19 protein-coding genes and 1 tRNA gene are annotated in these 18,225 nt (G+C 64.3%); 8 read left to right on the plus strand and 12 right to left on the minus strand.

The features are described from left to right. Positions 1-25: 25 nt before the first annotated feature. The 3 genes from A9995_RS10180 to A9995_RS10190 are packed head-to-tail and all read right to left on the minus strand — an operon-like array spanning position 26 to position 2,758. Positions 26-1,396 (minus strand): SPOR domain-containing protein, encoded by a 1,371-nt coding sequence (locus A9995_RS10180; RefSeq protein WP_082992628.1) that lies wholly within the window; start codon positions 1,394-1,396, stop codon positions 26-28. A gap of 36 nt (positions 1,397-1,432) precedes the next feature. Then, positions 1,433-2,017 carry a hypothetical protein gene (locus A9995_RS10185; RefSeq protein WP_067612415.1) on the minus strand — a complete coding sequence of 195 codons (585 nt, stop codon included), beginning with the start codon at positions 2,015-2,017 and terminating at the stop codon, positions 1,433-1,435. A gap of 24 nt (positions 2,018-2,041) precedes the next feature. Continuing rightward, on the minus strand, positions 2,042-2,758 hold the full coding sequence (locus tag A9995_RS10190; RefSeq protein WP_067612417.1) for a ParA family protein: 717 nt from the start codon (positions 2,756-2,758) through the stop codon (positions 2,042-2,044). A 225-nt stretch (positions 2,759-2,983) separates the two neighbouring features. Here A9995_RS10190 and A9995_RS10195 point away from each other — a divergent pair, with 225 nt between their 5' ends. Both A9995_RS10195 and A9995_RS10200 read left to right on the plus strand, forming a co-directional pair. Then, entirely contained in the window at positions 2,984-4,093 is a 1,110-nt protein-coding gene (locus A9995_RS10195) for an SPOR domain-containing protein (RefSeq protein WP_067612675.1), read from the plus strand. Between the two features lie 64 nt (positions 4,094-4,157). Continuing rightward, positions 4,158-5,453 carry a DUF418 domain-containing protein gene (locus A9995_RS10200; protein WP_067612419.1) on the plus strand — a complete coding sequence of 432 codons (1,296 nt, stop codon included), beginning with the start codon at positions 4,158-4,160 and terminating at the stop codon, positions 5,451-5,453. Positions 5,454-5,463: 10 nt separating this feature from the next. Here A9995_RS10200 and A9995_RS10205 read toward each other — a convergent pair whose 3' ends face one another. Both A9995_RS10205 and der read right to left on the minus strand, forming a co-directional pair. Then, positions 5,464-5,949, minus strand: coding sequence for a DUF2721 domain-containing protein (locus A9995_RS10205; protein ID WP_082992629.1), 486 nt, complete (start codon positions 5,947-5,949; stop codon positions 5,464-5,466). Between the two features lie 3 nt (positions 5,950-5,952). Beyond that, positions 5,953-7,350, minus strand: a complete 1,398-nt coding sequence (gene der / locus A9995_RS10210) for a ribosome biogenesis GTPase Der (protein ID WP_067612421.1) — start codon at positions 7,348-7,350, stop codon at positions 5,953-5,955. A gap of 149 nt (positions 7,351-7,499) precedes the next feature. Between der and A9995_RS10215 the strand changes: the two genes are divergently transcribed. Beyond that, entirely contained in the window at positions 7,500-8,093 is a 594-nt protein-coding gene (locus A9995_RS10215; protein WP_082992630.1) for a CHAP domain-containing protein, read from the plus strand. Between the two features lie 17 nt (positions 8,094-8,110). On the opposite strand, the gene A9995_RS10220 is transcribed toward A9995_RS10215, so the two are convergent. The 3 genes from A9995_RS10220 to A9995_RS10225 all read right to left on the minus strand — a co-directional run bounded on the left by A9995_RS10220 (position 8,111) and on the right by A9995_RS10225 (position 8,884). Then, the gene (locus A9995_RS10220; RefSeq protein ID WP_067612424.1) at positions 8,111-8,395 is read right to left on the minus strand and encodes a DUF3297 family protein; all 285 of its coding nucleotides are present in this window, start codon (positions 8,393-8,395) and stop codon (positions 8,111-8,113) included. Positions 8,396-8,471: 76 nt separating this feature from the next. Beyond that, entirely contained in the window at positions 8,472-8,648 is a 177-nt protein-coding gene (locus tag A9995_RS17070; RefSeq protein WP_168157382.1) for a hypothetical protein, read from the minus strand. Between the two features lie 11 nt (positions 8,649-8,659). Further along, positions 8,660-8,884, minus strand: coding sequence for a hypothetical protein (locus A9995_RS10225; protein ID WP_067612425.1), 225 nt, complete (start codon positions 8,882-8,884; stop codon positions 8,660-8,662). Between the two features lie 146 nt (positions 8,885-9,030). Between A9995_RS10225 and A9995_RS10230 the strand changes: the two genes are divergently transcribed. Continuing rightward, a tRNA-Leu gene (locus A9995_RS10230) sits at positions 9,031-9,115 on the plus strand. Positions 9,116-9,174: 59 nt separating this feature from the next. Further along, positions 9,175-10,755, plus strand: coding sequence for a trigger factor (gene tig, locus A9995_RS10235; protein ID WP_067612428.1), 1,581 nt, complete (start codon positions 9,175-9,177; stop codon positions 10,753-10,755). Positions 10,756-10,862: 107 nt separating this feature from the next. Here tig and A9995_RS10240 read toward each other — a convergent pair whose 3' ends face one another. After that, positions 10,863-12,215: a sodium:proton antiporter gene (locus A9995_RS10240; protein ID WP_233998164.1), complete on the minus strand. Its 1,353-nt coding sequence runs from the start codon at positions 12,213-12,215 to the stop codon at positions 10,863-10,865. A gap of 314 nt (positions 12,216-12,529) precedes the next feature. Between A9995_RS10240 and A9995_RS10245 the strand changes: the two genes are divergently transcribed. After that, positions 12,530-13,234 carry an ATP-dependent Clp protease proteolytic subunit gene (locus A9995_RS10245; RefSeq protein WP_067612434.1) on the plus strand — a complete coding sequence of 235 codons (705 nt, stop codon included), beginning with the start codon at positions 12,530-12,532 and terminating at the stop codon, positions 13,232-13,234. A gap of 161 nt (positions 13,235-13,395) precedes the next feature. Then, positions 13,396-14,661, plus strand: a complete 1,266-nt coding sequence (gene clpX, locus A9995_RS10250) for an ATP-dependent Clp protease ATP-binding subunit ClpX (RefSeq protein WP_067612440.1) — start codon at positions 13,396-13,398, stop codon at positions 14,659-14,661. A 74-nt stretch (positions 14,662-14,735) separates the two neighbouring features. Here the strand turns inward: clpX and A9995_RS10255 are convergent, their stop codons facing one another. Continuing rightward, positions 14,736-15,674, minus strand: coding sequence for a cation diffusion facilitator family transporter (locus tag A9995_RS10255; RefSeq protein WP_067612442.1), 939 nt, complete (start codon positions 15,672-15,674; stop codon positions 14,736-14,738). 5 nt (positions 15,675-15,679) lie between these two features. Beyond that, positions 15,680-16,351, minus strand: coding sequence for a monofunctional biosynthetic peptidoglycan transglycosylase (mtgA, locus tag A9995_RS10260; protein ID WP_067612445.1), 672 nt, complete (start codon positions 16,349-16,351; stop codon positions 15,680-15,682). 108 nt (positions 16,352-16,459) lie between these two features. On the opposite strand from mtgA, the gene A9995_RS10265 reads away from it, so the two are divergent. Further along, positions 16,460-17,203, plus strand: a complete 744-nt coding sequence (locus tag A9995_RS10265) for an SDR family oxidoreductase (RefSeq protein WP_067612450.1) — start codon at positions 16,460-16,462, stop codon at positions 17,201-17,203. 75 nt (positions 17,204-17,278) lie between these two features. Here the strand turns inward: A9995_RS10265 and rpoH are convergent, their stop codons facing one another. Then, the gene (gene rpoH, locus A9995_RS10270) at positions 17,279-18,217 is read right to left on the minus strand and encodes an RNA polymerase sigma factor RpoH (RefSeq protein WP_199797247.1); all 939 of its coding nucleotides are present in this window, start codon (positions 18,215-18,217) and stop codon (positions 17,279-17,281) included. Positions 18,218-18,225: the final 8 nt, after the last annotated feature.

Here is an 18,225-nt window from a genome sequence, read left to right on the forward strand (position 1 = left end):
GTTTTCTCATTCTAGCGGCTCGAATTCAGCGTGTCGCTACCCGGACATTGTTGTCGATCGTTCCGGGGAGCGGATTGCTTGCGGCATAGGCGATGCAGCCCGCGCCGCCGCTCTTGACCGACTGGCACAGGCCCTGCGCCGAGCTTTTGGCGAAACCTCCGGCCGCGACGCGGTAATAGATCTTGCCCTTGACGTTGGCCTTGGTGATGACCTTCTCCGCGCCGTCGATCTCCGGATGGCGTTTGAGGAAGACTTTCCAGGCCGTCTGGGCATCGGACATCGAGAAATACGAGCCGAGCTGTACGCGGTAGTCGCCCGAGGCCATCGCGAGTGCGGGCCTGGCAGCAGGAGCCTTGGGCTGGGCGACCGGGCGGGCGACCGGGGTCACCGACCGCGTCCTTGCGGGAATGCCTTGAACCACTTCGCGGCTGACGAAGCGAGCGTCCGGCGAGGCTGCGGAAATCGCTTCTGCCGAGGCGGAGCTCGGAACCGTGCGCTGGGCGGGTGTGCTCATCGCCAGCGCCGGGCGATCTGCCTGAGACACCGGCGCCTGAGACACCGGCGGAAGTTCCCCATTGCCGAAGCTGCTGGCAAAATCGCGACTCGGGGCGGGAGCTGCAGGTCCGTTCGGCACCAAGTTCTCGGCGGCAAGCTGTTCGACGCTGTCGAAATTATGCAGCGCCAGCATGGAAGGCTGGCCCGGATCCTGGACCATCTTCACGCTGAGCAGGTCGGCGATCCGGCGCTGGAACATTTCCGGCGCCGAAAGGACCGCCCACTTGCTCATCGTGTCGCCCAGCTTGTCGGCGGGGACGTCTTCGGCGGCCATGATACGGGCGTTGCGCCAATCGCCCTGCAGCGCGAGGCTATAGGCAAGGTTCTGGCGCACCTTCATCGTGTTGGTGCCGTTGCGCAGAAGGTTGCCGAGCACATGCACGGCTTCCTGCGGACGACCGGCCAGCGCGATGGCAAGGCCATAATCGGCTGGATCGAGCGCATCCATGTGGCGGCTCAGCGTGGCGAGCGCGGCGGCCTGCTGGCCGGCGGCGATCTGCGCCAGTGCAAGCCGGGTGAGAGTGCCCGAGGAACTGTCCCCCAGCGCGACCGCTTCGGCCAACGTGGTCGCGGCGGACTGGAACCGGCCCGCCTCGATATAGGCGGTGCCCAGCAGCGTGCGGGCTGCGGTGTCGCGCGGGGTCGCCAGGACGGCGGCCTCGGCATGGGTGACGGCTCGGTCGCCATTGCCCTTGGCAAGCGCATCCTGCGCCTTCGCCGTGGAAGCCTGCGCCGGGGGCGCGACATTGGCGGTGCAACCCGACAGGGCTACCGTCGCAAGCGCCGTCGTCAGGGCCAGGCCCATCATCCGGTTGCTTTTCGCTGTGATCGTCTTGCTCATTCTACCCCTCCTGAGGGTCTGGATATACGGCAAAGGTCAATCGCGCTTCACCTGCGCGGCGAGATGGTCGATGTCGGGCATTTCGGACAGCAGCGCGTCGAGCGCCTCGGTCACGAGTTGCTGGGCGCTGCGCCCTTTTACCGCACAGGCGAGACGCAGCTTGAGATGACGGTGCTGATCGAGACGCAGGGTGAAAGCGGCGCGTTTGCCGCTGCCGATGGTTGCAGCCCTCGGGAGCTGGGGCCGGGGCTGAGATTCCGGGGCGGTGCGCGCCATCGGTGTTTCCAGTTTCTGGGCGATGCGTTCGATCGTGTCGCGCACCGGGCTGTGCGCCTTGCGCTGCAGCAGGGGTTCGGGACTGTCCTGGTGTTCCGGCGTATCGTCCCGGGTTGCTGGGGCCCGGGTTGCTGGGGAGAGCGAGATGACCTCGCCGCCCGATGACGGTGTTTTGACGATCGGTTCCTCGCCCATGTCATTCCAGCCCAGATCTTCCAGGCTGGCGGCGGCTTCCTTGCCATCGACCAGACCCGGGGCGCCGTTTTGCGGGCGCATGGCCGGGCGTGCGCCGCCCTTGCGGGCCAGCAGCGTGGAGGAAAGGGAGGCGAAACCGGTGTCGCTCATGGCGGTATTCCTGCAGCCTTCCGGTTACTGGGCCACGCGGCGACCGAAGCCGCCTGCGGGTCGGTGGGCACCGGCCATCTGGGCCTGGTGGTTGGGCGCGGCGAAGATCGTGCGGCGGAAATTCTTCTCCAGTCGGTCGGAAACGTATTTCCACAGCGCGGTCACTTCGGCGGCGCTGCGGCTGTTTTCGTCCACTTCCATCACCGTGCGCCCGTCGATCATCGAGGCGGCGAAATCGGTGCGGTGGTGCAGGGTGATCGGGGCGACGGTGCCATGCTGCGACAGCGCGACCGCGGCTTCCGAAGTGATCTTGGCCTTGGGCGTCGCGCCGTTGACCACGAACACCAGCGGCTTGCCGGCGCGTTCGCACAAATCGACGGTCGCACCCACGGCGCGCAGATCGTGCGGGCTGGGTCGGGTGGGAACGACGATGAGTTCGGCCACCGCGATGACCGACTGGATCGCCATGGTGATCGCGGGTGGGGTGTCGATGACCGCGAGCTTGAAGCCCTGCTGCCGCAACACGTTGAGATCACTGGCGAGTCGCGCCACGGTGGTTTGCGCAAAAGCGGGATATTCCGCTTCGCGCTCGTTCCACCAGTCGGCCAGCGAGCCCTGCGGATCGATATCGATGAGAACGACCGGACCGGCACCCGCCCGCTGGGCCTGAACGGCCATGTGACCGGACAGGGTTGTCTTGCCCGAACCGCCTTTTTGCGATGCCAACGCCAGTATTCGCACGGCTTCGTCCCCCTGGATTGCGCCCTAGATCGATGTCGAATTCGCTCGCCACACGCGAGTTACCGGCAGAGAATTCGCAGACTACCCTCAATTTTGGGTTAACACCGGCGGGTAAAACGCTCCCTCCGCTTGCTCGAAACACAGCCAAGATTTTGCTAACGCGGGTTTTACTATATGTTCAGCGGAGTAAACGTAGGCGAAAGCATGACATTCATGGAGACGGCGATGCGCGACCCGATAGCGAAACGAACCGGCCTGACTGCGGGCGCCCTGGCGCTGGCCGGGCTGTTGATGGCGGCTGCCACCCCGGCGCTGGCCGATGTGAAACAGGGTGTCGATGCCTGGGCGGCAGGGGATTATGCCACTGCGGTGCGCGAGTGGTCCGGCCTGGCTGCGCAAGGCGATCCCGATGCCCAGTTCAACATGGCGCAGGCCTATCGCCTCGGGCGCGGGGTCCAGGCCGATCCGCAACAGGCCGAGGCGCTCTACGCTGCCGCCGCGGCGCAGGGCCATGTCAAGGCGGCCGACAATTACGGCCTGCTGCTGTTTCAGGACGGCCGCCGCGAAGAGGCGATGCCCTATGTCCGCGCGGCCTCGGATCGCGGCGATCCGCGGGCGCAATATCTGGTCGGCGTCGCCCATTTCAACGGCGATCTGGTGGAGAAGGACTGGGTCCGCGCCTATGCTCTGCTGACGCTTGCCAACGGCACCGGCCTGCCGCAGGCGCGCGCCGCGCTGGGGCAGATGGACGAATACATCCCGCTCGATCAGCGCGAGGAAGCGCAGGTGCTCGCCCAGCGGCTCGATGCGCAAGCGAACGTCACCCGCTCGCAGCAGCTCGCCACGGTCGATCTCGAACGCGGCCCGGTGCAGACCGCGATGGCGCCAGAGCCCATTCCTGCCGAACCGCAGCCGCCGATGGTGCTGCCGGCGCCGACCTCCGCGCCGGTGACCACCGTCGCTTCCGGTCGAGCGGGTGCGGATTACACGCTGCCACGATCGCAACCGACAGCTGTGCCGGGTGCGAGCCGGACCACCGTAGCACAGGTTGCCGCACCGAACCCGGCGGCCGCCATTCCCGCTACAGTTTCGGCCAGCTCCGCCATGACCGGGCCGTGGAAGCTCCAGCTCGGCGCCTTCGGGCAGGCGGGCAATGCCGATCGTCTGCTCGAACGGATGAGCACCCGCCCAGCATTGTCCGGCGCCCGGCTGGTCAAGGAGCCCGCCGGCCGGCTGACCAAGGTGATGGCTGCCGGTTTTGCCAGCCGCGCCGCGGCGCAGCAGGCCTGCAACGCGCTGAAATCCGCCGGGCAGGACTGCCTCGTTACCCAATAGACGAGTTTTAGCGCCTTCTCCTTCGTGTCAGGCTTGCTAAAGGTTGGGCACCAGGGGGATTACCATGACCGACACCGCCGTTCCGGCCCAGCCAACTGCCGGGGTCAATGCCGCTCCGGATCAGCCACGGCCGGTCGCCGGGAGCGGCAAGCGCATCGCCAGCCTCGATTTTATCCGCGGGCTGGCGGTCATGGGAATTCTCGCCGCGAACATTACCGTCTTTGGCCAGCCGATGGTGGCCTATACCTGGCCCGGCGGGTTCCTGGTCCCGACCGGCGATCCCGACGGCTGGATGTGGGCGCTCCAGTTCGTGCTGATCGACGGCAAGATGCGCGGGCTGTTTACGCTGCTGTTCGGCGCCGGGATCTACCTCTTCCTCGAAAAGGCATGGGAGCGCGGACGCGGGCGCGGGTTGCAGGCACGGCGGCTGGCCTTCCTGCTGCTGTTCGGGCTGATCCATTTCTTCTTCATCTGGAAGGGTGACATCCTCACCGGTTACGCGCTGTGCGGTTTTGCGGCGTTGCTGTTCGTGCGGATGAAACCGGTCAACCAGCTGGTGCTGGGCCTGCTCGGCTATTTCCTCGGCGCGCTGGCCTTCGCCGCGCTGTTCGCTGGCATGTACAGCTTCGACCGGATGGAGCCGGCCGATGCCGAGACCGCCGCTGCGCAGGTCGACATGCGCTTGCTGAAAACCGATGGCATCGCCGATGGCGAAACCGAGACCGCGCTGATTTCCTCCGGCGACTACACAGGCTTCATCGCGCATAATTTCGCCGAGCACTGGTCGGATCCGCTGACCTTCGTATTCCAGATCATATTCGAGACTCTGCCGCTGATCCTGATCGGGATGGCGCTGTACCGAATGGGTCTGTTCGATGGCCGGATGGCGGCGCACAAGGTCCGGCGCTGGGGCTGGATCGGACTGCTTGGCGGCGGCGCACTGTCGGCGGCGATCGCCTGGTGGACCGTGAGTGAAGGGCTGACCTACTTCGGCACCATGCTGGCCTTCGTCGGGCTGGCGGGCTTTGCGAATTTACCGATGGTGCTCGGGCTGGCGGCGTTGCTGTCGCTGGCGGGTGCGCGCGCGAGCAGCTGGCTGGCCGAGCGCGTTTCGGCTGCCGGGCGTGCCGCTTTCAGCAATTACATCGGGACCTCGGTGGTGATGCTGTTCGTCTTCCACGGCTGGGCCGGGGGGCTGTTCGGCGAACTCAACCGCCCCCAGCATTTCCTCGTCGTGATGGCCGTCTGGGTGCTGATCCTCGCCTGGTCCAAGCCCTGGCTCGATCGCTTCGCTTACGGACCGCTCGAATGGCTATGGCGGTGCCTGACTTACGGACGGCTCTTCCCGCTCCGGCGTTAAACTTCTCGGGTCATTCGTCGCGCGCGATACGCGGCGGTCCCTTGGCGGCGAGGCGTGTCTCGAACAGGAAGAACAACAGGCCGGTTACCAGCAGGCTCATGGTCATCACCCAGGCAACGGCAATGACCGTTCCGATCCGCGATTCGATATAGGCGCTGACGAACAGGAGGGCGATCACGATGCTGATAGTCACGGCTGAGGCGGTGCTGAAAACCAGAGCCCATTGCGATTGGCGCCGCCGCCTCCCGAGCCAGGCCAGTTCGCCCGCATCGGTCCCGGCCTCGCCATTGTCGATCCGTCGCCCAATACGTTCGATCCGTTGCGCGACCCAGATGAGCCGGCTCATCATGACGTTCATGATCGCCCCGATCCCGCTGAGCAGGAAGGCTGGGGCGAGCGAGAGCTGCACCATCTGCTGCACGCGTGGCGTGCTCGCAGTGCGTTCGAGCAGATCGAAGGCGAAACTGCCGCCGACGGTGAGGAGATCTAGCGTCATAGGCTAATCTTTGACGAAGGGGTTCTTGGGGCTTTTGAGGGTCAGGCGCACCGGCACCGCATCGAAACCGAGCTTGGCGCGGATGCCATTGACCAGATAGCGTTCGTAGCTGGTCGGCAGCGCATCGAGCCTGGTACCGAAAATGACGAACCGCGGCGGGCGGGTGCCGACCTGCGTGATATAGCGCAGCTTGATCCGCCGACCCTTGGGTGCGGGTGGCGGGTTGGTTTCGAGCGCATCGTCGAACCAGCGGTTGAGCGCGGCGGTGGGAACCCGCTTGGACCAGCTGGCGCGAATATCGAAGGCGGCACCGAGCATCGTGTCGAGCCCCTTGCCGGTCTTGGCACTGACCGCGAGCAGCGGCACACCGCGGACCTGCGCCAGGCCATCGTCGAGCGCCGCGCGCACGCCGTTGAACAGTCCGCTGGCGTCCTCGGCGATGTCCCATTTGTTGATCGCCACCATGAGTGCACGGCCCTCCTGGAGCGCGCGGTCGGCGATCTTGAGGTCCTGATGCTCGAGCCCCTGCGTCGCATCGAGCAGCAACACCACGACTTCGGCGAAATCGATCGCGCGGTGGGCGTCGGCGACCGACATCTTCTCCAGCTTGTCTTGCACCTTGGCGCGCTTGCGCATGCCCGCGGTGTCGACCAGATGGATGTCGCGCTGTTCGCCGGTCTTGGGGTCGGTCCACTGGTAATCGATCGCGATCGAGTCGCGGGTGATCCCGGCCTCCGGCCCGGTCAGCAGGCGGTCCTCGCCCAGCAGCCGGTTGATCAGCGTCGATTTGCCCGCATTGGGACGACCAACGATGGCAAGCTTGAGCGGGCCGAGCGTGACCTCCTCGTCCTCGTCGACATATTCGATCCGCTCGGCAGCCGCATCGGCCTTCTCGCCGATGATCGGCCACAGCGCGGCGAACAGATCCGCGATGCCGTCGCCGTGCTCGGCGGATAGCCCGACCGGCTCGCCGAAGCCGAGATTGTAGCATTCGAGCACGCCTGCCTCGCCAGCGCGGCCTTCGGCCTTGTTCGCGACCAGGATCACGGGAAGGTGCTGCTCGCGCAGCCAGCGGCTGATTTCCTCGTCGAGCGGGGTCAGTCCGGCGCGCGCATCGACGACCAGCAGCGCGGCATCGGCGCCTTCGAGGCTGACTTCGGTCTGCTTGCGCATCCGGCCGGGCAGGCTGGCGGGATCGTCGTCTTCCCAGCCCGCGGTATCGACGATGGTGAATTCCAGACCGGCCAGCGAGGCATCCCCCATCCGCCGGTCGCGGGTGACACCGGGCTGGTCGTCGACCAGCGCCAGCTTCTTGCCGACCAGCCGGTTGAACAGCGTCGACTTGCCGACATTCGGGCGGCCGATTATGATCACGGTCGGTTTGGTTGATTGGGTTTTCATGACGCGCCGGCAGGTGGCCCTTGTTGCGCGATTTGGCAAGGATATCGCGGCGCTTGGCGGCGACCGACCGGGCGCTGGCAAGATGGTGAATTCGGGTTAACCTCATTCGAAAGGTATGTTGCAAGGCCCATGCGGCAATAATTTGCCGCATGAGCAAACCCATCGCCTTCGGCCTTACCGCCCTCGCCCTGCTGGCAGCGTCACCCGCGCTGGCGCAATCTTCCGCCGATTTCGGCTTTGACCCGCGCGGTGCCGAGCTGGCCCCCTATCTGCAATGCGTGCCCTATGCGCGCGAGGTATCGGGAATCCGCATTTACGGCGATGCGCACACCTGGTGGCAGCAGGCCGAAGGCCGCTATGCGACCGGGCATGCGCCGAAGGTTGGGGCCGTGTTGGCGTTCCGACCGCATCGCTCGATGCAATTGGGCCATGTCGCAACGGTCAGCAGGGTCGTCGACGGTCGCCGGGTGTTGCTCGATCACGCCAACTGGTCGCCGATCGACGGGCGCCGCGGCCAGATCGAGCGCGATGTGCTGGCGGTGGATGTTTCGCCGGCCAACGACTGGAGCGCGGTGCGCGTCTGGTACCATCCGCTCGGAGGGCTGGGCAAAACCGAATGGCCAGTCGAGGGCTTCATCTATTCGGACCGCACGCGCAGCGCCCCGGTGCGGGTCGCGCAAGGGCCGACCCGGCTCAAAAGTTCGCGCCAGTTCCTGAGCGCCTTCAACGAATTCTCGAACTGAGGCGCTAAAAATCCGCTCTAGTCGGCCTTGGCGACCGGCGGGTTCTCGCCCAGATCCTCGTACCAGGCTTCGACCGGACCGGTCAGCTTGATCGTCAGCGGATTGCCCTTGCGATCCATGGTCTTGCCCGCCTGAACGCGAATCCAGCCTTCGGAGACGCAGAATTCGTCGACATTGGTGCGCACGGAATCCTTGAAACGAATGCCGACGCCGCGCCTAAGCAGCTCGGCATCGAAAAATTCGCTGCGCGGGTTCACCGAAAGGCGGTCGGGCGGGGTATCGTTGCTGGCTGTTTCGCTCATCCCGCGCCCCTAAGACGCAGCGCAGGGTCCCGCAAGTTCAATCGCCTTGCAGGATCGTTGTACCCGCGTTCCAGGATCAATCGGGGATCGATATCTCGTCGGGATTGCGACCGGGATTGTCGGTGTCGGGCTGGAGCGGCGTGATCTCGGGCGGTTCGCGCATCGGCGCCTCGTTGGGCGGGCTCGCGGGCGGCATTTCATTCGGGGCGCCGGGTTCGATCGTATCGGGGGAGGGGTCGGGTTGGGTAGCCATGCTTGAATTCCTCAGTCGGGGGGCAGGAGGGGGGCAGACCGCATCGCACGTTGCGAGGTGTCGCCCTTTCGGTCGGGTCTCTCGGTATCGATCTCGCTTTGGTCGGTGCGATGGCCGAGCGGCTCGCCCTCGGTCTCGCCATCCTCTTCCATTTCCGCAGCGGATTTGGGATCGACATCGGGATCGATCACCGGCGGAGTATCGGGCGGGGTCTTGGGCGTGTCGTAATCGGCCATTGAGCACCTTCCTTTGACTACCAACGGCGGAGCTGCCCGCACCGTTCCTTCCACCTATCGCCGCGCTTGCCCTTTTTGGCGCATCCGATTAGAGGCACGCGCCTACACGCGCGGCGTGGCTGTCGACGCGCGGCTTCATTCGGGTTGCGGGCGTGGCGGAATTGGTAGACGCGCTGGTTTTAGGTACCAGTATCGAAAGATGTGGGGGTTCGAGTCCCTTCGCCCGCACCAGTCGCCATCCGGCAGCCTCTCGCCCAGCACCGGTTAGACCCATTCAAGAGTACCCATTCATGCAGATCACCGAGACGACGAACGAAGGCCTCAAGCGCGGCTACAAGCTGACGGTCCCCGCCAAAGACATCGACGCGCGGGTTTCCGCCGAGGTCAAGAAGCTCGCCCCGCAGGTCCGCATGCCCGGCTTCCGCCCCGGTAAGGTGCCCGCCAATCTGGTGCGCAAGATGCACGGCGAGCAGATGCACGCGCAGGTCATGAACGACACGATTCGCGAATCGGTCGACAATCTGATGCGCGAGAAGCAGCTGCGCCCCGCGATGCAGCCCAAGATCGATCTCGACGAGACCTACGAGCAAGGCAAGGACGTCGAACTGACGGTCGAGCTCGAAATCCTGCCCAAGGTCGAGACCCCCGATGTCGACGGGTTGAAGCTGGAAAAGCTGACCGTGCCCGTGACCGACGAACAGGTCGACGAGGCGATCGGCCAGCTGACCGCGAACAACAAGAGCTATAAGGACGCCGCCAAGTCGAAGAAGGCGGCCGATGGCGACCAGCTGATCATCGATTTCGTCGGCAGCATCGACGGAGTCGAATTCGAAGGCGGCAAGGCCGAAGGCGCGCCGCTGGTAATCGGCTCGGGCCAGTTCATCCCCGGCTTCGAGGAGCAGCTCACCGGGGTCAAGACCGGCGACGAAAAGACCATCACGGTCACTTTCCCGGAAGATTACCAGGCCCCGCATCTCGCGGGCAAGGCGGCCCAGTTCGCCATCACCGTCCAGCAGGTGAAGGTCGAGGACGAGACCAAGGCCGACGACGAATTCGCCAAGAACCTCGGCCTCGAGAGCCTCGACAAGCTCAAGGAACTGCTGCGCGCGCAGCTTGAGCAGGAGACCGCCGGTCTCACCCGCACGCAGATGAAGCGCGCGCTGCTCGACCAGCTGGCTTCGGGTCATGATTTCGCGGTGCCGCAGGGCATGGTCGATGCCGAGTTCGAGCAGATCTGGGCGCAGCTCCAGCAGGAAGCGTCGCAGTCCGACGATCCCGCCGAGGCGATGAAGGAGATCGAGGCCGAGAAGGACGATTACCGCCACATCGCCGAACGCCGCGTGCGTTTGGGCCTGCTGCTGTCGGAGATCGGCCAGTCCAACGGCGTCGAAGTCAGCGGCCAGGAAATGTCGATGCTGATCCAGCAGGCGGCGCAGCAATACCGCGCCGAAGATCGCGAGCGCTTCATCCAGTATGTCCAGCAAGAGCCGATGGCCGCAGCCCAGCTGCGCGCGCCGCTCTATGAGGACAAGGTTGTCGATTTCCTGTTCGACAAGGCCGAAGTGACCGAGCGCGAAGTGACCCGCGAGGAACTCGAGGCGGCCATCGAAGCGGACGAGGATTCCGAGGAAACCAAGAAGCCCGCGGCCAAGAAGAAGGCCCCGGCCAAGAAGGCTCCGGCGAAAAAGGCTGCTGCGAAGAAGGGCGACGACAAGCCGGCTGACGACGAGCAGCCGGCCCCCAAGAAAGCCGCTGCAAAGAAAGCCGCCCCCAAGAAGGAAGCGGCCCAGACGGAAGGCGCCGAGAAGCCTGCTGCGAAGAAGGCTCCCGCGAAGAAGGCCCCGGCCAAGAAACCTGTCGCCAAGAAATAATTCAGCAACGCGCAGATACGAGCAGATAGGAAAAGGGCGGCGGGTCGTGATGACCTTGCCGCCCTTTTCTCTGGCTGGAGCCCCTTGCTAGCTGCCGGCGACGTGGCTCAATCGGTCTGCCGGGCTTGTTTGCCCGTCGGCTCTGCCGGACGCGGCGTCAGATGCGCCATGTCTTCCTTCTGCCCAATATGGATATGCGCCTTGCGGCCCTCGACATAAGCGATGAGCGGCCCTGCCAGCACCCCGTGAACCACGATGGACACGAGGATCGCGAAACTGACCGTAGCCCATAGCAGGGGCAGGCCCTCGAACTCGCCGTGGTTCTGGCCATAGGCGAGGTAGTAGATCGAACCCATCCCGCGCACGCCGAGGAAGGCGATTGCCACCTTCCCCGCCATCGGAAGGTCGGACCGGCTTTCGGCCAGCAACCCGGATAGCGGACGGATCACGAAGACCAGCGCCAGCGCCAGCAGCGCCGCGGGCCAAGTGAGCGCGTTGAGCACACCGCTGGCGAGCATGACCCCGAAGCCGAGCAGGACCGCGACCAGTACGATCTGTTCGATCTGGTCGATGAAATGATGGCTGATCTTGTGGTAGCGGCTGGCGTTCTCGCGCTGGCGCGCGGTGACCGCCGCGACGAAGACCGCAAGGAACCCATAGCCATGGACAAGCTCTGCCGACCCATAGGCGAGCAGCAGCGTGCCAAGCACGACAAGGCCTTCGCGGGTCGAATATTTGGGCGCCGCTTCCTCGACCTTGTCGATCGGCGCGTCAGCCTCGCGTTCGAACACATACCAGGCGCCAACCCGGCCGATGCCCCAACCCACTGCGACGCCTGCCGCGATCCGATAGACGAGGTCGAAGGCCGCCCATTCGAGCGTCCATGCCCCCAGTGCGGACATCCCAAGCGCCGCGATCGCGAGATGGGTGAAGGGGAAGGCCAGCCCGTCGTTGATGCCAGCTTCTACGGTCAGGCTGAAACGGACGTCGTGGCGCTTGCCTTCGCCCGGCGGGCCGACCTGAACGCTGCGCGCCAACACGGGATCGGTGGGCGCCAGCGCCGCGCCGAGCAGGATCGCGCTGGCTGGCGCGAGCCCGACCGCCCACCAGCCAAAGAACGCAACCGCAATGATGGTCAGCGGCATCGCAACGACGAGCAGTGGCCATATCTGGCGCCAATTGCGCCAGCTCACCGGCCGGTCGATGGCGATCCCCGCTGCGGCGAGGCTGGCGATGACGATGAATTCGGTGACATACTCCAGCGTCAGCGCGTCGAACCCGTCCCATGCCGGATTGAAGAACGGAAGCCGCAGCGGCAGCGAGGCGAGCAGGAAACCCGCGCCGACATAGAGGATGGGAAGCGACATCCACACTCTGGCCAGCCAGCGTTCCAGAGTGACCGCCAACATCAGCCCGAGGCCGAAGATGACGAACATCATGATGCGTGGGTCAAATTCCACGGATTATCGAACGGTTCTTTGTGTCATGGGACACCAACGCGCGAACCCTGATTTCGTGGCGTCGGTTTTGCACACGGCAATGGCACGAATATATAGAGTGAGGGCGGCGACTTGCGTGACCTCTGGCGGTACGGCGATCCATTCGCAAAATCCCGGCGGAGAATCCGCTCCTAAAGCGGGGCAGGACCGTTCCTTCGATCCCCGAGAAGGCGGCTTCTCCGCATTCCTCCGGGGAGACAAGGTTAAGCCCCTTGAATTCGCCCCCGCAGTCGCGACATAGCGGGTTCATTCATTCACGACAGGATTCGCACCGTATGATCGATCTGAGCGCGCAAATTGGCGATACCTACGGCTCGCAGGGGCAGTTTTCCCGTGACCCGGTGACCGGCGCACTGGTTCCGGTGGTGGTCGAGCAGACCAGCCGCGGCGAGCGCAGCTTCGACATCTTCAGCCGCCTGCTGCGCGAGCGGATCGTGTTCGTGACCGGCCAGGTCGAGGACGGCATGGCCTCGCTGATCACCGCGCAGCTGCTGTTTCTCGAGAGCGAGAACCCCTCCAAGCCGATCAGCATGTACATCAATTCGCCGGGCGGCGTGGTGACTGCCGGCATGGCGATCCACGACACCATGCAATACATCAAGCCGCGCGTCTCGACAGTGTGCCTCGGCCAGGCCGCCAGCATGGGCAGCTTCCTGCTCGCAGCGGGCGAGCCGGGGATGCGGATCGCGCTGCCCAATGCGCGGATCATGGTCCACCAGCCCTCGGGCGGCGCGCGCGGCATGGCTTCGGACATCGAGATCCAGGCGCGCGAGATCCTGCGCATCAAGAAGCGGATGAACGAACTCTACGAGAAATATACCGGCCGCACCCTCGAGGAGATCGAGAAGGCGATGGATCGCGACACCTTCCTCGAAGCGGACGAAGCCATGGCTTTCGGCCTTGTCGACAAGGTGTTCGAGACGCGCCCCGAGAACGAGGAAAGCGACGAGAAGCCCGGCAGCGGCGGCGCTCCGAGCTGATCGCCATTGCTTAACGAGCTCTAAAGCGTAGCATTTTGGCAACCTTGCTGCTTCAGCTTGCGGCAAGGCAGTTGCGCTAGAACCATTTATGAAGGAAACCGACCTGTCCGGTCCTTGTGGACCGATTCAACCAGCTGGGTCAGGCGGGGAAGTATCTAGGTATGACCGAATTGAGCGGAACCGATAGCAAGTCGACGCTGTATTGCAGCTTTTGCGGCAAGTCCCAGCACGAGGTGCGCAAGCTGATTGCGGGCCCAACGGTGTTCATCTGCGATGAATGCGTCGAGCTGTGCAACGACATCATCCGCGAAGAGACCAAGGCCGGCATCGCCGGGCGCAAGGAAGGGGACATCCCCGCACCTTCGGAAATCTTCGCGACGCTCAATGATTACGTCATTGGGCAGGACCGCGCCAAGCGCGTCCTCTCGGTCGCGGTGCACAACCATTACAAGCGCCTCAAGCACGCCGGCAAGTCGGGCGATGTCGAGCTGGCGAAGTCGAACATCCTGCTGGTCGGGCCGACCGGCTGTGGCAAGACGCTGCTGGCGCAGACGCTGGCGCGCACCTTCGACGTGCCCTTCACCATGGCTGATGCCACCACGCTGACCGAGGCCGGCTACGTCGGCGAGGATGTCGAGAACATCATCCTCAAGCTGCTCCAGTCGTCCGATTACAATGTCGAGAAGGCGCAGCACGGGATCGTCTATATCGACGAGATCGACAAGATCACCCGCAAGGCGGAAAACCCCTCGATCACCCGCGACGTGTCGGGCGAGGGCGTCCAGCAGGCGCTGCTCAAGCTGATGGAAGGCACCACTGCCAGCGTTCCGCCGCAGGGCGGGCGCAAGCATCCGCAGCAGGAATTCCTCCAGGTCGACACGACCAACATCCTGTTTATCTGCGGCGGTGCCTTTTCGGGCCTCGAGAAGATCATCGGCGACCGGCTGCAGAAGCGCAGCATCGGCTTCGGCGCGCATGTCGCTGATCCCGACAAGCGTCGCGTCGGCGAGCTGCTCGAGAAGAGCGAGCCCGAGGATCTCCTGAAGTTCGGGCTGATCCCCGAATTCGTCGGCCGTCTGCCGGTGATCGCCACGCTGCGCGATCTCGATGTCGATGCGCTGGTGACGATCCTGACCGAGCCCAAGAACGCACTGATCAAGCAATACGCCAAGATGTTCGAGATCGAAGATGTCGAGCTGACCTTCACCGACGAGGCGCTCAAGGCGATCGCCGACCGCGCCATCGCCCGCAAGACCGGCGCCCGCGGGCTGCGTTCGATCGTCGAGAGCATATTGCTCGACACGATGTTCGACCTGCCCGACATGGACGGGATCACCGAGATCGTGGTCGACAAGGATGTGGTTGAAGGGCGCAAGGATCCGGTCCGGGTCCATGGCGGCAAGAAGGACAAGGAAGAAGCGGCCTGACCAGCCTCTGGAGCGTGGGGATGCGCCGGCAAGCAAGTGCCGGTGCGCCTCCGCTCGCTTGTACTATAGCCTAGCTAACAGCCCGTAGCGCAGTCGCGGTCGCGCTCCACCTGCACGGTCGTGTGACCGATGCGGTGGCGATGCTCAAGCTCCGCGGCAATGTCGCGCAGGAAATCATCGCCGGGATGGCCGCCGGGCATGACCAGATGCGCTGTCAGCGCGGTCTCGGTGGTGCTCATCGGCCAGATGTGCAGATCGTGGACCGTCTCGACCCCGGGCAGGCCGGCGAGATAGTCGCGCACTGCGCTTTCCGAAATGCCGGGCGGGACCGCGTGCAGGCTCATCTTCACGCTGTCCTTGAGCAGGCCCCAGGTGCCCCAGGCGATCACCACCACGATCAGCAGGCTCACCGCCGGGTCGATCCACACCGCGCCGCTCCACAGGATCGCGAGCCCGGCGATCACCACGCCCAGACTGACCAGCGCATCGGCGACCATATGCAGGAAGGCGCCGCGGATGTTGAGATCGTCGGCGCGCCCGCGCAGAAACAGCAGCGCGGTGCCCGCATTGATGGCGATCCCGATCCCCGCGACCACCACCATTGTCATCCCCTCCACCGGCGCGGGTTCGGCCATGCGGTTGATCGTTTCGTAGAGGATCGCCCCCACCGCGATCAGCAGCAGCGAAGCATTGGCAAGCGCTGCGAGGATCGTGGAACTCTTGTAGCCATAGGTGAACCGCCCGGTCGGCGGGCGTTTGGCAGCCACGCTGGCCGCCCAGGCGAGCATCAGCGCCAGCACGTCGGAGAGGTTGTGCCCGGCATCCGCGATCAGCGCCATCGAGCCCGATAGCCAGCCATAGGTGGCCTCGATCGCGACGAAAGCGGTGTTGAGGATGATGCCGATCAGGAAGGCGTTGCCGAAATCGGCGGGGGCGTGGCTGTGGCCATGGCCATGCCCATGCCCTGCGTGAGAATGCCCGCCGTGGTGGCTGTGCGGGTGACCGGCGCTCATGGGCGCTACTGGTAAACGCAGGCGTCAAGCCCGTCACGCGAGACCACACCGATGCGTGCCGAGATGGTGTTGCCATGGCGCTGCAGCCAGCCCGAGGGATTGGTCACCGAACGCTGCTTGGGCAGCGGCAGCGCCGCCGCCATCCGCGCCGCTTCCAGCGGTGAGAGATCGGCGGCAGACTTGTTGAAATAGCGTCGTGCGCCGGCTTCCGCGCCGTAGGTCCCGATCCCCGTCTCGGCGACGTTGAGATAGACCTCCATGATCCGCCGCTTGCCCCAGACCTGCTCGATCAGCAGCGTGAACCACGCCTCGACCCCCTTGCGGGCAAAACCGCCACCCTGCCACAGGAAGACGTTCTTCGCGGTCTGCTGGCTGATGGTCGAACCGCCGCGGATCCGCCCGCCTTCGGCGTTGCGGCGAATCGCGGTCTCGATCGCCTCGCGGTCGAAGCCGTCATGGGTGCAGAACTTGCCATCCTCCGCCGCGATCACCGCGCGGACGAGATTGGGGTCGATGTCAGCCAGCGACTCCCAGTCCTTGGTGATACCGTTCTCGTCCATCAGCATTGTGGCAGTGACGGGAATGGGGACGAATTTGTAGAGAATCGTCACCGCCAGGCTCAACGCAACGAAGCCTACGATCAGCTTGACGAAGAAGGTGGCGACACGGGCTATCATCGCGACCGGTTAGGATCGTATGCCCTCGCGCGCAACCGCGACGAAGTTTGAGGGCCAAAGTCCTGCGCGCAGCGTTGGGCCACCAAGCGAAAAAAAGGGATGATTGGCATGAAAAACAGCGGCAACACTATTCTGGTTACGGGCGGGGGCAGCGGCATCGGGCGCGAATATGCCCGCAAATGGCACGACGCGGGCAACACCGTCATCGTCGCGGGGCGGACGCTTTCCAGCCTCGAAGAGACGGCGCAGGGGCGCGACAATATCCATGCGATGAAACTGGACGTGGCAAATGCGGAAGAGATCGTGGCTTTTGCCGAGGAACTTCGTGAACGCTTCCCACGGCTGAACGTGGTGATGAACAATGCCGGGATCATGCCGTTCGAGGACATCGACGGTGCTCGTGATTTGAGCGATGCGGAACAGGTGGTGGTGATCAATTTGCTCGGTCCGATCCGCTTGACTGATGCCTTGGTCGATCATCTGAAGGCTGCGGAAGATGCCGCACTGATCAATGTATCTTCAGGCCTCGCATTCGTGCCTCTGCCCAAAGCGGCGACATATTCAGCCACCAAGGCGGCGCTGCATTCCTACACGCTGTCGTTGCGCAAACGTCTGGAAGGTTCGGTCGAGGTGATCGAACTCGTGCCGCCCGGCGTTCAGACCGAGTTGACGCCAGGGCAGTCCGAGCAAGACCAATATATGCCGCTCGACGATTTCATCGCGGAATCGCTGGGCCTGCTCATGCAGGATCCCACGCCAAGCGAAGTGTGCGTTTCTGCGGTCAAGGCGTTCCGCAATTCCGAGGCCAATGGCAATCAGGCCGAATTGCTGGATATGCTCGCCGCGCGCTGAAGCTCCAGATAGCGAAAGGGCCACACATCGCGATGATGTGTGGCCCTTTTAATGGTATTCGACACCGTTAGTGGGTCAGGCGGCTACCGGCATCAGCCTCTCGCCGGCGATCGACTTCATCGCCTTCTGAAGTTTTTCGAACGCCCGCACCTCGATCTGACGGATGCGCTCGCGGCTGACGTCGTAGACCTTGCTCAGTTCCTCGAGCGTCTGCGGGTTGTCGGTCAGCCGACGCTCGGTGAGGATGTGCTTCTCGCGATCGTTGAGGCTGTCCATCGCCTCGACCAGCATTTCATGCCGGACAGTCTTTTCCTCCACCTCGGCAACCGTTTCGTCCTGCAGCGGACGATCGTCGGTCAGCCAGTCGAGCCATTCGCCCGAGCCATCCTCGCCATTGCGCATCGGCGTGTTGAGCGAGCCGTCGCCGCCCATCATCATCCGGCGGTTCATGTTGACCACTTCCTGCTCGGGCACGCCGAGCGTGGTCGCGATCGTGGTCACATCGTCGGGATGGAGGTCGCTGTCCTCGTACGCTTCGAGCTGCTTCTTCATCCGGCGCAGGTTGAAGAACAGCTTCTTCTGCGCGGCGGTGGTGCCCATCTTGACCAGGCTCCAGCTTCGCAGGATGAATTCCTGGATCGAAGCCTTGATCCACCACATCGCATAGGTGGCGAGCCGGAAGCCGCGATCGGCCTCGAATTTCTTGACGCCCTGCATCAGCCCGACATTGCCTTCGGAAATCAGATCCGAAACCGGCAGGCCGTAGCCGCGGTAGCCCATGGCGATCTTGGCCACGAGCCGCAGGTGCGAGGTGACGAGCTGCGCCGCGGCGTCCGAATCCTCGTGTTCCTCATAGCGCTTGGCGAGCATGTATTCCTGCTCGGCCGTCAGCACGGGGAACTTCTTGATTTCGGAAAGATAGCGGTTGAGGCTCTGCTCGCCGCCGAGCGCCGGGACGCTCAATGATCTTGAATTGCTCACGATTACCCTGACCTTTCTAGCGTCAGCCTCCATGCGCCAGA

Origin of the sequence: Erythrobacter sp. QSSC1-22B (assembly GCF_001678665.1) — a bacterium.
GTDB lineage: Bacteria > Pseudomonadota > Alphaproteobacteria > Sphingomonadales > Sphingomonadaceae > Qipengyuania.

What these genes read in the sequence shown, in the direction of transcription:
- A9995_RS10180 (WP_082992628.1), bottom strand. Translation starts at nt 1,396, where the DNA reads ATGAGCAAGACGATCACAGCGAAAAGCAACCGGATGATGGGCCTGGCC.
- A9995_RS10185 (WP_067612415.1), bottom strand. Translation starts at nt 2,017, where the DNA reads ATGAGCGACACCGGTTTCGCCTCCCTTTCCTCCACGCTGCTGGCCCGC.
- A9995_RS10195 (WP_067612675.1), top strand. Translation starts at nt 2,984, where the DNA reads ATGCGCGACCCGATAGCGAAACGAACCGGCCTGACTGCGGGCGCCCTG.
- A9995_RS10200 (WP_067612419.1), top strand. Translation starts at nt 4,158, where the DNA reads ATGACCGACACCGCCGTTCCGGCCCAGCCAACTGCCGGGGTCAATGCC.
- A9995_RS10205 (WP_082992629.1), bottom strand. Translation starts at nt 5,949, where the DNA reads ATGACGCTAGATCTCCTCACCGTCGGCGGCAGTTTCGCCTTCGATCTG.
- der (WP_067612421.1), bottom strand. Translation starts at nt 7,350, where the DNA reads ATGAAAACCCAATCAACCAAACCGACCGTGATCATAATCGGCCGCCCG.
- A9995_RS10215 (WP_082992630.1), top strand. Translation starts at nt 7,500, where the DNA reads ATGAGCAAACCCATCGCCTTCGGCCTTACCGCCCTCGCCCTGCTGGCA.
- A9995_RS10220 (WP_067612424.1), bottom strand. Translation starts at nt 8,395, where the DNA reads ATGAGCGAAACAGCCAGCAACGATACCCCGCCCGACCGCCTTTCGGTG.
- A9995_RS17070 (WP_168157382.1), bottom strand. Translation starts at nt 8,648, where the DNA reads ATGGCTACCCAACCCGACCCCTCCCCCGATACGATCGAACCCGGCGCC.
- A9995_RS10225 (WP_067612425.1), bottom strand. Translation starts at nt 8,884, where the DNA reads ATGGCCGATTACGACACGCCCAAGACCCCGCCCGATACTCCGCCGGTG.
- tig (WP_067612428.1), top strand. Translation starts at nt 9,175, where the DNA reads ATGCAGATCACCGAGACGACGAACGAAGGCCTCAAGCGCGGCTACAAG.
- A9995_RS10245 (WP_067612434.1), top strand. Translation starts at nt 12,530, where the DNA reads ATGATCGATCTGAGCGCGCAAATTGGCGATACCTACGGCTCGCAGGGG.
- clpX (WP_067612440.1), top strand. Translation starts at nt 13,396, where the DNA reads ATGACCGAATTGAGCGGAACCGATAGCAAGTCGACGCTGTATTGCAGC.
- A9995_RS10255 (WP_067612442.1), bottom strand. Translation starts at nt 15,674, where the DNA reads ATGAGCGCCGGTCACCCGCACAGCCACCACGGCGGGCATTCTCACGCA.
- mtgA (WP_067612445.1), bottom strand. Translation starts at nt 16,351, where the DNA reads ATGATAGCCCGTGTCGCCACCTTCTTCGTCAAGCTGATCGTAGGCTTC.
- A9995_RS10265 (WP_067612450.1), top strand. Translation starts at nt 16,460, where the DNA reads ATGAAAAACAGCGGCAACACTATTCTGGTTACGGGCGGGGGCAGCGGC.
- rpoH (WP_199797247.1), bottom strand. Translation starts at nt 18,217, where the DNA reads ATGGAGGCTGACGCTAGAAAGGTCAGGGTAATCGTGAGCAATTCAAGA.